The organism is Empedobacter sp. ULE_I140 (assembly GCF_053482575.1).
In genome coordinates this window covers 2516495-2530931 of record NZ_JBQMTX010000001.1, presented here as the reverse complement: position 1 = coordinate 2530931, position 14437 = coordinate 2516495, and the positions used below count along the sequence as shown (strand labels likewise).

9 protein-coding genes, 1 pseudogene and 1 riboswitch are annotated in these 14437 nt (G+C 31.7%); of the genes and pseudogenes, 4 read left to right on the top strand and 6 right to left on the bottom strand.

The features are described 5' to 3' along the window. Window positions 1–126: 126 nt before the first annotated feature. The 6 genes and pseudogenes from abc-f to ACTS9J_RS12105 all read right to left on the bottom strand — a co-directional run bounded on the left by abc-f (window position 127) and on the right by ACTS9J_RS12105 (window position 7062). Window positions 127–1713 (bottom strand): annotated as a pseudogene (gene abc-f, locus ACTS9J_RS12130) (ribosomal protection-like ABC-F family protein). A 197-nt stretch (window positions 1714–1910) separates the two neighbouring features. Then, window positions 1911–2117 carry a (4Fe-4S)-binding protein gene (locus tag ACTS9J_RS12125; protein ID WP_180904884.1) on the bottom strand — a complete coding sequence of 69 codons (207 nt, stop codon included), beginning with the start codon at window positions 2115–2117 and terminating at the stop codon, window positions 1911–1913. 29 nt (window positions 2118–2146) lie between these two features. Further along, entirely contained in the window at window positions 2147–3541 is a 1395-nt protein-coding gene (locus ACTS9J_RS12120) for a sensor histidine kinase (RefSeq protein ID WP_448353279.1), read from the bottom strand. Next, window positions 3534–4217: a response regulator transcription factor gene (locus tag ACTS9J_RS12115; RefSeq protein WP_286495794.1), complete on the bottom strand. Its 684-nt coding sequence runs from the start codon at window positions 4215–4217 to the stop codon at window positions 3534–3536. The genes ACTS9J_RS12120 and ACTS9J_RS12115 overlap by 8 nt, the downstream gene beginning before the upstream one ends. A gap of 3 nt (window positions 4218–4220) precedes the next feature. Further along, window positions 4221–5108, bottom strand: a complete 888-nt coding sequence (locus ACTS9J_RS12110) for a diacylglycerol/lipid kinase family protein (RefSeq protein ID WP_286495795.1) — start codon at window positions 5106–5108, stop codon at window positions 4221–4223. Next, complete coding sequence (locus ACTS9J_RS12105; RefSeq protein ID WP_448353278.1) at window positions 5098–7062, bottom strand: LTA synthase family protein; 1965 nt, start codon at window positions 7060–7062, stop codon at window positions 5098–5100. The genes ACTS9J_RS12110 and ACTS9J_RS12105 overlap by 11 nt, the downstream gene beginning before the upstream one ends. A gap of 192 nt (window positions 7063–7254) precedes the next feature. Between ACTS9J_RS12105 and ACTS9J_RS12100 the strand changes: the two genes are divergently transcribed. The 4 genes from ACTS9J_RS12100 (at window position 7255) to purF (ending at window position 14398) form a co-directional block, all read left to right on the top strand. Further along, window positions 7255–7500 carry a hypothetical protein gene (locus ACTS9J_RS12100; protein WP_038332385.1) on the top strand — a complete coding sequence of 82 codons (246 nt, stop codon included), beginning with the start codon at window positions 7255–7257 and terminating at the stop codon, window positions 7498–7500. A 193-nt stretch (window positions 7501–7693) separates the two neighbouring features. Then, window positions 7694–7792: riboswitch (purine riboswitch) on the top strand. Window positions 7793–7896: 104 nt separating this feature from the next. Next, complete coding sequence (locus ACTS9J_RS12095; RefSeq protein ID WP_125349019.1) at window positions 7897–11604, top strand: phosphoribosylformylglycinamidine synthase; 3708 nt, start codon at window positions 7897–7899, stop codon at window positions 11602–11604. 546 nt (window positions 11605–12150) lie between these two features. Continuing rightward, window positions 12151–12873: a phosphoribosylaminoimidazolesuccinocarboxamide synthase gene (purC, locus tag ACTS9J_RS12090; RefSeq protein ID WP_038332381.1), complete on the top strand. Its 723-nt coding sequence runs from the start codon at window positions 12151–12153 to the stop codon at window positions 12871–12873. A 19-nt stretch (window positions 12874–12892) separates the two neighbouring features. After that, a complete protein-coding gene (gene purF, locus ACTS9J_RS12085) occupies window positions 12893–14398 on the top strand; it encodes an amidophosphoribosyltransferase (RefSeq protein WP_125349020.1) in 1506 nt (501 codons plus the stop codon). Window positions 14399–14437 lie beyond the last annotated feature (39 nt).

The window sequence follows — 14437 nt, the reverse complement described above, 5'->3', positions numbered from 1 at the left end:
ATAGCTTTTATAAACTCATTATTTTTTTCTTCTTCAAACTTTTTCAAGAATTCCAAAAATATATCGAATGTGGGATTGAGTAACTTTTGAATCCATTGAAAGGAATTTGATTATTTACTATGTTTTTTATAAATCAATCGTCCGTTCTATTTTTATTTGTTCCAAAAATGCTTCGTCGTGTGATACAACGATTAGCGTTCCTTGATATTCGTTTATAGCTTTTGTCAAAATTTCAATGTTCTGAATATCCAAATTATTGGTAGGTTCGTCCAAAATAATAATGTCAGGAGCTTTACTGTTTATTGTTAAACAACAAAGTAATAAACGCATTCTTTCACCACCACTCAACATTAAGCAAGGTTTCTCTCAGTCGTCTTTTGAAAATAAAAATCGGTTTAAACGAATCTTGATTTCATGTTCTTGTAATGCTGAGGTATTGAATTGTTGTGCTTGCTCATAAACTTTTAGTTTATTATTAAGTAACGAATAATCTTGGTCAATGTAAATGGATTTATTTTCTACTCGATAAATTGTTCCTTTTTGCGGTTTTATCTTACCTAAAATAAGCTTTATCAACGTGGTTTTCCCTGAACCGTTTTTTCCTTTTAATGCAATGCGTTCGCGACTTGTAATCTCAAAATTTAAGTTGTTTTTCCAAATCAGTTTATCGTTATAACTAAAGTTAACGTTAGTTGCGGTAAATAAAACTTTTCCTTTATGTAAGTCTGAATGATCAAAACCAAATTTCATTTTATCTAAAGGAGATAAAGAGGAGCGAAGCGTTTGTAAATCTTGAGAAATTCCATTAATTTTTTCTGCATGAACACCTTTTAATTTTGATGTACTATTTTCGGCATTATTTCGCAAAGTGTTCATCATTATTCGAGCAACACCTGATTTTTCTTGTTTACTTTTTCCACGATTATCCAATTTTTGTTGTCGTTCTAAAGTATCTCGTTCTTTCTCTTTGGCTTTCCGCAATGCTTTTTCTTTGCTTTGAATATCTTGATTCAAGGCATTGTTTTCAATCTGTTTTTGAGCTTTATAAAAGTCGTAATTTCCACCATAAACTTTAATCCCGTTTTTACTTAACTCATAAACACTATTTAGAAGGTTTAGAAGTTTTCTGTCGTGGCTTACGATGATTAACGTGCTTTTTGTATCGAGAACTAGATCATATAAAAGTTGACGACTTACATTATCGAGATGATTGCTAGGTTCATCCAATAAAATTAATTCGGGCTGATGAATGGTAATTCCAGCTAAAAAAACCTTTGTTTTTTGTCCACCACTTAGAGTTTCCATTTTGTTGGATAAGTCTAAATTATTGAGTTGCCAATAACTTAATGCTTCATTGCAACGGTCTTCGATTGTCCAATCATCATCGAGTGAATTGAAATTATCTTCACTTGTGTTTCCTTTTAAAATTTCGTGCAATGCACTTAATTTATCTTCAATTTTCAGTACTTGAGCTATTGTTAACTGATCGAATTGTCCGAAAATTTGTGGAACATAATAAGGTTCGGTTTCAATGTTTATTATTCCGTTTGATGATTGACTTTTTTTGGCGATAATTTTCAATAAAGTAGATTTTCCAACTCCGTTATTACCAATTAAAGCAATTTTTTCTTGATTTTGTACTGTTAAATTAATGTCGCTAAACAGTATATCCTTGTTTGGATGTTGATATGAAATATTTTGTAAAGTAAGCATAATTCCTTTCTTTAGAAGTGAAACAATACAGCAACCGTTTTGAGGTTGTTGTTCTGATTTGTCTGAAAGAAATTATTTTTTACATTGTATCTTACTTAAATTTTGATTCTGCGAATATACGAAGTTTATTTAATTAATAAGAAATCAGAGGGAAGCTAAAGATTAGCTACATAGGAACATTAAATACTGATAAAATTTTACTTCTTTATACTCAACGCGCCTGAAGGACATTGGTGAACTTGTTTGATAAGTTCATCACTACTTGCATTTTCTGGTTTTAGCCAAGGTTTTTCTTTCGGATTATATACATTTGGAAGTAGTTTTACGCAAATACCTGCATGTTGACATAATTCAGGCTTCCAGATTATAGTAATTTCTCCGTTGGTATATTCGTGTTGGTTCATTTTGATATTTTTAGATGAATTGAAGTTACTTAAAAATTTTCAATATTCAACGTTAAAATAATTTTAGTTCCAATATTTTGCTTACTCTCAATTCGCATTTTAATATCAGACATTTTAGCTAATTGTGTTGCAATATTTAGTCCTAATCCAGAACCAGAAATATGGAGTGTTGAATCATTTTTAATTCGGAAAAATCGTTCTTGAACAAATTTTAAATCTTCTTGATTCATTCCAATTCCATTGTCTTCAAAAATCAATTCATAGCAATCATTTTCGATGTTAGAAAGAATTGTTATTTGACCTTTTAAGTTAGAATATTTTATAGCATTTGATATAATGTTATCTATAATAATCTCAAAAAATTCTTGGTAATTATCAATTTCAAAAGCTTGAAGTTGTTCCGTATCGACAGAAATTTGTTTTTCTTGTAACAAAACATCAAAACGTTCAATTGATTTTAAAACTTCTGATTTTAGTTCAAATAATGAAGTTTTTAGCTCCAAACTATTATTTTCTACGCGAGAAATCAATAAAAATTGTTCTACCAAACGATCCAAACGATTCACTTGTTTCAATGTGTAATCTATTTTTTCATTGTATTGCTCAGGCGTGCGTTCGCGTCGAATCAAAATTTCCAATGTTCCCTTTATAATCGCCAAAGGTGTTCGAAGTTCATGCGAAGCATCAGCCGAGAACTGTTTAGCTTTTAAAATTTGAAACTCTAATCGATCTAACAGTGAATTTATTGTCACTGAAAGTTGAAATAATTCATCTTTATTTTTAGGTAATTGAATGCGTTCTGAAAGATTATTTTCGGTGATCGATTGCGCTGTATGAATCACATTGAAAACAGGTTTAATCGATTTAGCCGCAATAAAACGAGCTAAAAGAAACGTCAATAAAACCGAAATAGGAAAGATAATAAGTAAGGCAGTTTTTAAATAATCCAATGCTAATTGATTGTGTTTTGTAGAAACGCCTATTACTAAATAACCAACAACTTCGCCATGATGAATCAATTTTGCTTGAGAAATTAATAACTGAATTGAATTATATTCAGCATAAAATGGCTTATTTTCTGGTTCTTCATTGTTCCAATCCAATTGATTTTGAACCATGTTTGGAGAACTTTCAACTAAGTTGAAATTTTTATCATAAATTGAGATAAAAACAGGATTCAGCGCAATGTCTGTATGTTCTACTTCTTCCCATTCGCGCGGTTGTACAAAACTTGTAAATGTAGGTTCGTGTAACACATAATCGACGTGACTGTTAATTTCTTCCTCTAACGTTTCGTACATTGTTTTGTTAATTCCCCTATTTACAACAAAGAAAATTAACCCAAAAATAATGAGTAAAACAGCAGAAAATAAAATGCTGTAAAAGGTTGCTATTCTATTTTTTACAGATAATTTTTTAAACATCGTTTGTTATATAACCCACGCCACGAATGGTATGTAAGCGCGGATCATCTTTTTTTAGATTTAATTTTTTACGAATCGCATTAATAAAAACATCAATCACACTTGTATCATATTCAAAATGAATGTGCCAAACGTTTTCAATGATTTCTTTGCGTGTACAAATTCGGTTTTTATTTTTGAAAAGGTAAGCTAAAAGTTGAAATTCTTTTAATGTTAATTCAACTAAATTATTATCTAAAAAAGTCTGATGTGTTTCTGGATTGATTGAAATATTTCCGAAATTCAAAAGATTATTCGATTCATTTTGACGAAGATAAACGTTAATTCGTGCTACCAATTCATTAAAATCAAATGGTTTTTTGATGTAGTCATTTGCACCAGCATTCAAACCTTCAATCGTATCTTGAACTGTATCTTTCGCTGTAATGAAAATAATTGGTGTTTTTTGGTTCATATTTTCAGAATTTCGGATTGCTTTACAAACGTCTAAGCCCGAAATATTTAACATCATCCAATCTAACAAAATAACATCAAATTTCTCGTTATTTATTTTCACTAAAGCATCTTCGCCGCTTAAACAGTGCGTTGGCGATAAATTTTCTTCTTCTAAACCTTGAAGCATAAAATTGGCAATTCCCAATTCATCTTCAACAATTAAAACTTTTGGTTTGTTCATTTTCTAATTCGGAACAATAACATTCAAAGCATTCGGAACAATCGAAACTTCAATCGAATTTTGGTTAAAAATAACAGCTTCACCATCAACTTGAGCAATTGTTTTAGGTTGGTTGGAATTGAATTTTACTGAATTGACTTGCAATACTTTTGCTTGCTTCATTTTTTCAATTCGTTTTCCTAAAACATTAGCCGAAAACTGAATTTGTTGTATAAAATTAAGCTTTTTTACTGCAAGAAAGTCTAATTTTCCATCATTTAATTTTGCATTGGGTGAAAATGAGATGCCATAACCCGCTTCGTTAGAGTTAGAGCAGAACACAAAATAAAAATCATCATCTAATGTATGTTGATCATCTAATTCGATGCTAAATTTTTTCGGTTGAAAGTTAAAAATCGCTTTTGTACTGGCAGTTACATATCCCAAAAAGTTTCTGGTTTTGGTTTGAGCATAATTGTTAATCACATCTGCATCAATTCCCAATCCCATATTGCTAAAAAAGTAATTTTCGTTGATTTTTCCTGCATCAATTTTATTGATTTTTGCATTCAAAATCGTTTCAAAAGCTTTTTCTGTGGTTTTAGGAATGTTCAAATTAGCCGCTAATCCATTTCCTGAACCAATCGGAATAATTCCCAAAGCAACATTGCTACCAACCAAGGCTTGAGCGACTTCGTTTATCGTTCCGTCGCCGCCACAAGCTACTATGATTTCAGGATTTTTTGTCAGAACTTGATTTGTAATTTCAGTTGCATGACCAATATTTTCAGTTAAAAATGTTTCGAAATCAACATTTTTTTGACTAAAATAGTGTTGAATTTCAGTTTCAATTATTCGTCCTTTTCCCTTTCCAGCAATAGGATTGATGATAAAAATGATTTTATTTTTCATTTAATAAATGATTGCTAAATAAATAATCGGCTGTTTGATAATTAGATATGATAGAACGCTCGAAAATAGGATCAACCTTTGTATCAATTAAATTTTTATCAATCCATTTGTATTGATTGATTTTCTTTTGATCGGATAAAATCGAAACATCTTTGCCTTTTTTCATTCCCAATTTAATATACGTACCAACAAAAGAACGCGATTTGTATTGCGGATCGAAGATGTCTTTTCCATAAAATTGAGACGTATATTTCCAATTGAACAACGAAAATAATGTTGGGAAAATATCAATTTGAGAAATTTCTTTTGTGACATTTTCGTTTGCGTGCGATTTTAAATTATAGATAAATGCCGGAATGTGATGATTTTTTACATCAATTGCATCTTTACCTGCGCTACTTGCACAGTGATCGGCAATAAACACAAAAACGGTATTGCTGAACCAAGGTTTTGTTTTCGCTTTTGCAATTAAATCTCCAATTGCATAATCGGCATATTTTACAGCTCCAGGTCGACCAGTTCCAGACGGAATATCAATTTTTCCATCTTCGTACGTATAAGGTTTGTGGTTTGAAGTTGACATCACAAATGCAAAAAATGGTTGTTTTGTTTTGTATTTCTCATCGGCAACTTTGATCACTTTTCTGTAAATATCATCATCGGCAATTCCCCAAGCATTTTCAAAAGTAACTTCTTCATCATTAATATTGTATCGATTAGTATTGATTTTATCACTCAAAACGCTACCACGGCCGCGATCGTAAATGTCAAAACCATTTCCACCATAAAACGCATTCATATTGTCAAAATATCCATCGCCACCATAAAAGAACATATTGTGGTAACCTTTTGCTTTGAAAACATTCGAAATGGTATATAAATTTTGATTATCAATACGCTTCACAATACTATTTCCAGGCGTAGGAGGAATTGATAATGTAACAGCTTCCATTCCACGAACGGTTCGCGTTCCGTTTGCAAACATATTTGAAAAATAAATGCTGTTATTCGCTATATCGTTGAGGTTTGGAGTGATTGATTTTCCGTTGAATTGCTCTTGCAAAAATGAAGCGCTCATACTTTCCATTAACACAAAAATCACGTTTGGTTTTTGTTCTGCTTGTGACGGATTACTCGCTAAAATTGTTCTTCGTATTGGATTTTTGAATTGTTGATCGAAAACAGTTTTTGAATCTTGCAATTCAGATTTAATCACTGCAAAAGCATCTTCAATAGGAATAGATTTATAATGTTCATCATATTTTAAATGATTATTTCGGAAAGCAGAAAAGAAAGAAAAAATTCCGGCTTTAGAAATTTCGTTGTTGTATCTGTTTTCTGAAGTTGAGCTGCTATCATTATTTAAAAGAAACAATGAGCCAATCGTAAGTAGTAAATTAAATACAAAAACACCAACTTTTTGGCTTGTTTTTGGTTTGTTATGAAATGTGTTGTAAAAGAAATAACCTTTTTTTGTTGCGAAAATCGTTAAGCCTGTAATTAAAACAATTCCGCCAATTAAAACTGATAAAGGATATGATTCTTGAATATTTTTAACAACTTCGTAGGTATAAATTAAATAATCGACCGCAATAAAATTGAATCGGCTTTTGAATTCGTCCCAAAATGTAACTTCGGCAAAAAATGTGAAATAAATGATTACCAAATACAATGTATAAACAAAATACACGAAAATTCGATCAAATAATGAATTGACGAATTTATTGGGTAAAATCATAAAATAAAATGATAAGAATAACGTGAAACAGCTTACAACACTAATGTCGTACACTAATCCGTAAAAAATAGTGTGTAATAACGAACCAATATTCCAGTCGAAATCACTTTTTACCCAAATCGCAAAAATTAGGCGTAGAATAAATGAAATTAGAATAAATAACGAACTGAAAAATAGTAAAATACTGTAACGTCCTTTTAAATTATTTGTAAACATTTTGTTTTTGAATTATTGTTCAAATGTATTGATATTTAATAGATTATTAACATGGAAAAGTGAATCTTAAGCGAATCTTAAGTTTGCGATTCTTGAATGAAAGATAGAAACTGAAAACGTTAATAATTCGTGAAAAAATGGTTTTGATTAGAAATAGTTGTAAATTTGTAATTGGTTTATAAAGTAGGTAGAATGGAAGAGATATTAATCAATGAAAAAGAAGAAAAGTTTTTAACATATTGGGAGAAAAGATTCTCTACAATTTTTAAAGACAATACAAGTTGGACAACTTTGTTTATGACAGTTAACAAAGCTACTTTTCCAGATTCATTAAATATAGAAACGTTTTGCAAAAAGTTTATGCAAGATTTCAATATGAAATTATCATATAAATATGATGAATCAGACAACGAATACGATTTGACAATTACAAGATAATTACGGAAAACGAAAAATCCTTATCAATTTTGATAAGGATTTTTTTGTTGTAAAAAGGGACATTTGATTGATAATCATGCTTAAATTTTAAGAAAAATATTTAACCAAAAAATTAAATAAAATATTGTTGATTTAGATTTGATTTTACTAATTAAAATGTTTAATTTTGCAGTTCACTTTTAAAGGTGATTTAGTTTTTAAAGTTTACAACATTTGTATAGCTCATAATAAGGTTGAGCGTCTCTACGGCAGACCATAAAAAATTGCCACTACAAATGAATTTTTTTTCTACAAAATGAGTCTTGAACCACTCTCGTTAGAAAATAGTTTGTTTGTTGATGTAGATGATACAAATGGTTTAAACACATTAAACCAAATAGTACAGCAAACAATACAATGAACCACAGACTTTTCATTCAGAAGAAATCAAATTTTGACGTTATCAGTCAGAAGACTACAATAGAACTCAAAAACCTTGTACCTACAATTGTGTGCAAGGTTTTTGTTATTTATGATCTATTTAATATAGAAGAAAGCCAATTACAAGAGGTTCAAAATAAGGTGTTTGTCGATCCTGTGACAGACGTTGTTTTCAAATACGTAGAAGATGCAGTTAACGAAAGCATTCCTTATTCTAAAAATTATTTTGCAACCGAATTTTTACCAGGTCAATATAATCAACGCGATGATTCTTCGGAACAATGTTTAGTGTTGATGAATGTTGAAAATGTAACCGTAAAATCTGGTTTACTATATGTTTTCAATGATGATTTGTCTGTGGAAGATTTAAAGAAAGTAAAAGATTACTTAATCAATCCAATTGAGTCGCGCGAGAAAGATCTTTCAAAAATGGAAATTCCAGCTAATCCAGAAGCTACAGAAGTTCCAATTATTGAAGGTTTTATTTCTGCTGACGAAAATAAACTACAAGACATTTACAACCAATTTGGATTATCGTTAGAGATGGATGATTTAGTTTTTATTCAAGACTATTTCAAATCAATCAATCGTAATCCAACCGAAACTGAGTTAAAAGTTTTAGATACTTATTGGTCTGATCACTGTCGTCATACAACTTTTGAGACGGAGATTACAGATGTTCAATTTAATTCTAAATTTAACGAAACACTTCAAAAAACATTCGATTATTACCAACAAGTTCGTCAAGAATTAGGAATAACTAAACCAATTCGTTTGATGGATTTAGCAACTGTGATGGGAAAATATCTTTCTCGTACAGGAGTTGTGAAAAATATTGATGTTTCTGAAGAAATTAACGCATGTTCTATTGTCGTTCCAATCGATGTAGATGGTGTTGAAGAAGAATGGTTATTACAATTCAAAAACGAAACACATAATCACCCAACAGAAGTGGAACCATTTGGTGGAGCTTCGACATGTGTTGGTGGAGCAATACGCGACCCTTTGAGTGGACGTTCTTACGTTTTCCAAGCGATGCGTATTACAGGAGCTGCAAATCCTTTAGAAAAAATTGAAGATACGTTACCAGGTAAATTACCACAACGTAAAATCTCTAAAGAAGCAGCAAACGGATACAGTTCTTATGGAAATCAAATTGGTTTAGCGACAACTTTTGTGAAAGAAATTTATGACGAAGGGTACAAAGCAAAACGCATGGAAGTTGGTTTTGTGGCTGGAGCTGTAAAAAAAGAATATGTTCGTCGTGAAGAACCAGTTGCAGGTGACCGAATTATTTTATTAGGAGGAGCAACAGGTCGTGATGGAGTAGGAGGAGCTTCTGGTTCATCTAAAACACACGATGGTCTTAAATTAGACGATTTATCAGCAGAAGTTCAAAAAGGAAATGCAATTGTTGAACGTAAAATTCAACGTTTATTCCGTAATCCAGATGTTTTAGCATTAATCAAAAAATGTAATGACTTTGGAGCAGGAGGTGTTTCTGTTGCAATTGGTGAAATTGCACGCGGAATTAATGTTAATTTAGATTTAGTTCCATTGAAATATGCTGGATTAAACGGAACAGAATTAGCGATTTCTGAATCTCAGGAACGTATGGCTGTTGCGGTTGAGGCTAAAGATGTGGAAACATTTATCTCATTAGCAAAAGAAGAAAATCTTGATGCGACTTGTGTTGCTGAGGTAACGGGAGATGATACAATGACTTTGGTTTGGAAAGGAACAAAAATTGTTGAATTAGACCGTAAATTTTTAGATACAAATGGCGTTCGTAAACAAGCTAAAATCGAAGTTACGGACGAAGAATATACAAATCCTTTTGAGAATAAAGCCTTCAATAAAGAAGCGTTTATTGCAATGATGCAAGAGTTAAATCATGCGTCGCAAAAAGGTATGGTAGAAATGTTTGACAATAACGTTGGACGTTCTACTATTTTGAATGCTTTTGGTGGACAAACAATGGATACACCAGAAGATGTTTCGGTACAAAAATTCCCAACAGACGGATTTACAAATGCAGTTTCTATTGCTTCATTTGGTTACAATCCTACAATTTCTCGTTGGTCAAATTATCACGGAGCTTATTTTGCGGTAATTGATTCGATGACAAAAATTGTTGCTGCTGGTGGAAATTACGCTGATATTCGTTTAACTTTTCAAGAATATTTTGAAAAATTACGTGATGAAGCTACGCGTTGGGGAAAACCATTTGCGGCTTTATTAGGAACGATTGAAGCACAAAAACAGTTCGGAATTCCTGCAATTGGAGGTAAAGATTCGATGTCTGGTTCTTACCAAGATATTGATGTTCCGCCAACGTTGATTTCTTTTGCAGTTGCGCCTTCTTTGGCTGAAAAAATTGTACAAGGAACTTTAGTTGAAAAGAATTCTAAACTTTCAGTTTTTATTCCAACATTAACAGAAGATTATTTAATCGACGAAGCAAATACAAAAGCTATTTTTGATTTTATCGGAACAATTAATGCTGATGTAAAATCAATGATGACGGTTAAATTTGGTGGAATTGCAGAAACTGTAGCGAATATGGCTTTTGGTAATGAAATCGGATTTGAAATCAAAACTGATTTAGATGTAGCAAAATATTATCCAGCTTCGATTGTAATTGAACATTCAGATGATTTAAATATTCCTGCTGAAATCGCTCAAAATTATCATGTTTTAGGTCAGACAAATGATTCAACTTCGTTCAACTTTAATGGAGAAGAAATTAATTTGATTGAATTAAAACAACAATGGAAAGAAACATTCAATTCATTGTTTCCATATAAATCAACTACTGAAACTGTTGTTGAGGAAAAAGATTTAAAAGCAGAACAAATTTGTTTTGCCTTCGCCGATCATAAAGTAGAAAACCCAAAAGTTTTCATTCCAATTTTCCCAGGAACAAATTCAGAATATGATTCAGCAAAAGCGTTCCGTAGAGAAGGAGCAATCGTTTCGACTTTGCCTTTCCGTAATTTAACACAACAAGATGTTGAAGAATCAGTTGATGCTTTTGTAAATGAAATCAATCAAGCCAATATTTTCTTTGTACCAGGAGGTTTTTCAGCTGCTGATGAGCCAGATGGATCAGGTAAATTTATTGCAACGGTTTTACGCAATGAGAAAATCAAAAATGCAATTCACAATTTATTAGAGCGCGATGGTTTGGTTTTAGGAATCTGTAATGGTTTTCAAGCATTGATTAAATCAGGATTATTGCCTTATGGACGTATTCAAGATTTAGAAGAAGATACACCAACATTAACGTTCAATGAAATTGGTCGTCACATTACACAATTAGCGAAAGTGAGAGTGAATAAATCGCACTCACCTTGGTTAAAAGGAATGGAAGGTCAAGAATTCTGGATTCCATTTTCGCATGGAGAAGGTCGTTTCGTAGCAAATGAGGTTGAATTAGAAAAGTTAATTGATAAAGGACAAATCGCAACTCAGTTTGTAGATTTGGATGGAAAATTAGCTGGAAAAATGCCTTATAATCCAAATGGATCTACGTTTGCGGTAGAAGGAATTGTATCGCCTTGTGGAAAAGTTTACGGACGAATGGGACATCCAGAGCGTTACGAAGAAGGATTATTCAAGAACATTCCAGGAAATGGATATATGAATATCTTCAAAAATGCGGTGGAGTATTTTAGAGGGTAGATTATAGATATGAGATATTAGAAGTTAGATATGAGAAAATTTAACTTCTAAAAATTAAATAAAAAATGTCATTTAGAGTTTGTTGAGGAATCTAAAAAGATTTTTCATTACGCCAAGGCTTCATTCAGAATGACAATTGAAGAATAAAGTTTGAGTCATCCTGAACTTGTTTCAGGAACTCATCTTAAAAAAGTGAGAAGCTGAACTGAATTCAGCTTGACATTGAAAATAAAATAAGGAATTTTGAAGTTAGAAATAAGGTAGAAGAAAAAAAATCTAAATATTAAATATCTAACATCTAAATACTAAAAAAAGAAACAAACAACAAACTAATACCAATTTCGATCCTGAACCAATCGAAATTAATCTCGAAAGTTAACCTTGAACAAGTTAATTTTCAAAACAAACAACAAACACGAAGTGGACTTTTTCATTTCAAACAAAACAAAAAAACGATGTAATGAAGTTAGAAATAAGAAACTAGAAGTTAGATGAATTTTAACTTTGAATTTCGAAAATCGAGCTTCGAAAAAACAAACAACAACGATGAGCTTAACAAAAAAAGACTTCATTTACGAAGGGAAAGCAAAACAAGTTTACTCAACAGAGGAAGCAGACAAAGTAATTGTTTATTACAAAGATGACGCAACTGCATTTAATGCACAAAAGCGCGGAACTGTTGAGGACAAAGGAGAAATGAACAACAAAATTTCGACTTTAATTTTCAACTATTTGATTGAAAAAGGAGTTAAAACTCATTTCATCGAGCAGTTGAATGATCGTGAGCAATTGGTGAAAAAAGTATCAATTATTCCAATTGAAATGGTTGTGCGCAACTATGTAGCTGGGTCTATGGCTCAACGTTTAGGATTAGAAGAAGGAGCGAAATCTCCAGTTACAATTTTTGATATCTGTTACAAAAAAGATGAATTAGGAGATCCATTAATCAACGATCATCATGCGGTTTTATTAGGAGCTGCAACATATGATGAGTTAGATGAAATGTACACACAAACAGAAGTAATTAACGAAGCGTTGAAAGAATTGTTCTTAAAAGCTGGATTAATTTTAGCTGATTTTAAAATTGAATTTGGTAAAGATGTTGATGGTAATATCATTTTAGCTGACGAAATTTCTCCAGACACATGTCGTTTATGGGATGTTGAAACAGGAAAAAAATTAGATAAAGACCGTTTTCGTCGTGATTTAGGTGATGTTTCAGAAGCTTATCACGAAGTATATAATCGTTTGACAGAAGTTTTAAAATAAACATTTTTTTCATTCTATAATGATTGATAAAAAATTACATAAAAGCCAATTAAAAGCTGAATATTTAACGAATTTCTACGAAAGAAATTTATTAAAAAAATATGCAGCCGATACTGTGGATAGTGTAAACGAAGAATGTGGTGTTTTTGGGGTTTATTCGCCAAATAATATCAACACATATTCTATTGCACAGTTTGGTTTATTTGCGCTTCAACACCGTGGACAGGAAGCGTGTGGTGTTTCTTTCTTGAAAGATGGAAACATTAAAACGGTGAAAAAAACAGGATTGGTATTAGACGTTTTCAAAACAATGGAAGCCGAGATTGAAGAATACCAAGGAAATGCTGCGATTGGACATACACGCTACACAACTGCTGGAGGTGGAAGTCGTCGTAACATTCAGCCACTTTACACGTACAATATTTATGGAAAACCTCATTTCTCTATTGCTCATAACGGAAATTTAATTGAAGTTGAAGCATTAAGAGCTGAATTAGAAGCAGAAGGTTTACCATTTTTAGCAACTTCGGATACGGAGGTTTTATTACGTTCTATTCAAAAATATTCGCATTTAGATATTGTAGAAGCTATACAGAAAGGTACAGAAAAGGTAAAAGGAGCTTATTCGGTTTTGTTATTAGCGAATAATCAAATGGCAGCTTTTCGCGATCCAAATGGTATTCGTCCTTTATGTTTAGGAAAATTGGACGATGCCTATGTTTTCTGTTCAGAAACATGTGCATTAGACGCTGTCGGAGCTGAATTTATCCGTGATGTAGAGCCAGGTGAATTGATTGTTGTAAATGAACAAGGTTTGAAATCTTATTCATTAAATCAACCAACGCAGCGTAATATTTGTGCTTTTGAGTACATTTATTTTGCACGTCCTGACTCGAATATCGAAGGAAATGAAATCTACGATTTACGTGTAGAATCTGGTCGAAAATTATACGAACAATCTCCTGTTGCTGCCGATATTGTAATTGGTGTTCCAGATTCTGGGATCCCGTCTGCAATTGGTTATTCAGAAGCTTCGGGTATTCCTTACGAACCAATTTTGATTAAGAATCGTTATATGTCGCGTTCGTTTATCGTTCCTTCACAAGAAATGCGTGAACGTGTGGTCAACTTAAAATTGAATCCCATCAAAAATAAAATCAAAGGAAAACGTTTGGTTGTTTTAGATGATTCGATTGTACGTGGAACAACTTCGAAACTTTTAATCAAAATCTTAAAAGAAGCAGGAGCAAAAGAAATTCATTTCCGTTCTGCTTCGCCTCCAATTATTGCACCTTGTTATTTAGGAATTGATATGCCTTCTAAAGCAGATTTAATTTCAGGAAATAAGTCAATTAAAGAGGTTGAAGATTATTTGAATGTCGATTCGTTAGATTTCTTAACAGTTGATAATCTGATTGATTTATTAGGAAGTAAAGAACATTGTTTTGGATGTTTTACAGAAAAATATCCCGTAAATTATTCTAATGAAGAATGTAAAGAGGTAAAACCTTTGCATATAGATTAATAAGTTATACGAATTTCGAATCTCGTATTTCGAAAAACT

Coding starts and splice junctions, on each gene's coding strand:
- ACTS9J_RS12115 (WP_286495794.1), bottom strand. CDS start 4,217: ATGAACAAACCAAAAGTTTTAATTGTTGAAGATGAATTGGGAATTGCC.
- ACTS9J_RS12105 (WP_448353278.1), bottom strand. CDS start 7,062: ATGTTTACAAATAATTTAAAAGGACGTTACAGTATTTTACTATTTTTC.
- ACTS9J_RS12110 (WP_286495795.1), bottom strand. CDS start 5,108: ATGAAAAATAAAATCATTTTTATCATCAATCCTATTGCTGGAAAGGGA.
- ACTS9J_RS12125 (WP_180904884.1), bottom strand. CDS start 2,117: ATGAACCAACACGAATATACCAACGGAGAAATTACTATAATCTGGAAG.
- ACTS9J_RS12095 (WP_125349019.1), top strand. CDS start 7,897: ATGAACCACAGACTTTTCATTCAGAAGAAATCAAATTTTGACGTTATC.
- ACTS9J_RS12120 (WP_448353279.1), bottom strand. CDS start 3,541: ATGTTTAAAAAATTATCTGTAAAAAATAGAATAGCAACCTTTTACAGC.
- purC (WP_038332381.1), top strand. CDS start 12,151: ATGAGCTTAACAAAAAAAGACTTCATTTACGAAGGGAAAGCAAAACAA.
- ACTS9J_RS12100 (WP_038332385.1), top strand. CDS start 7,255: ATGGAAGAGATATTAATCAATGAAAAAGAAGAAAAGTTTTTAACATAT.
- purF (WP_125349020.1), top strand. CDS start 12,893: ATGATTGATAAAAAATTACATAAAAGCCAATTAAAAGCTGAATATTTA.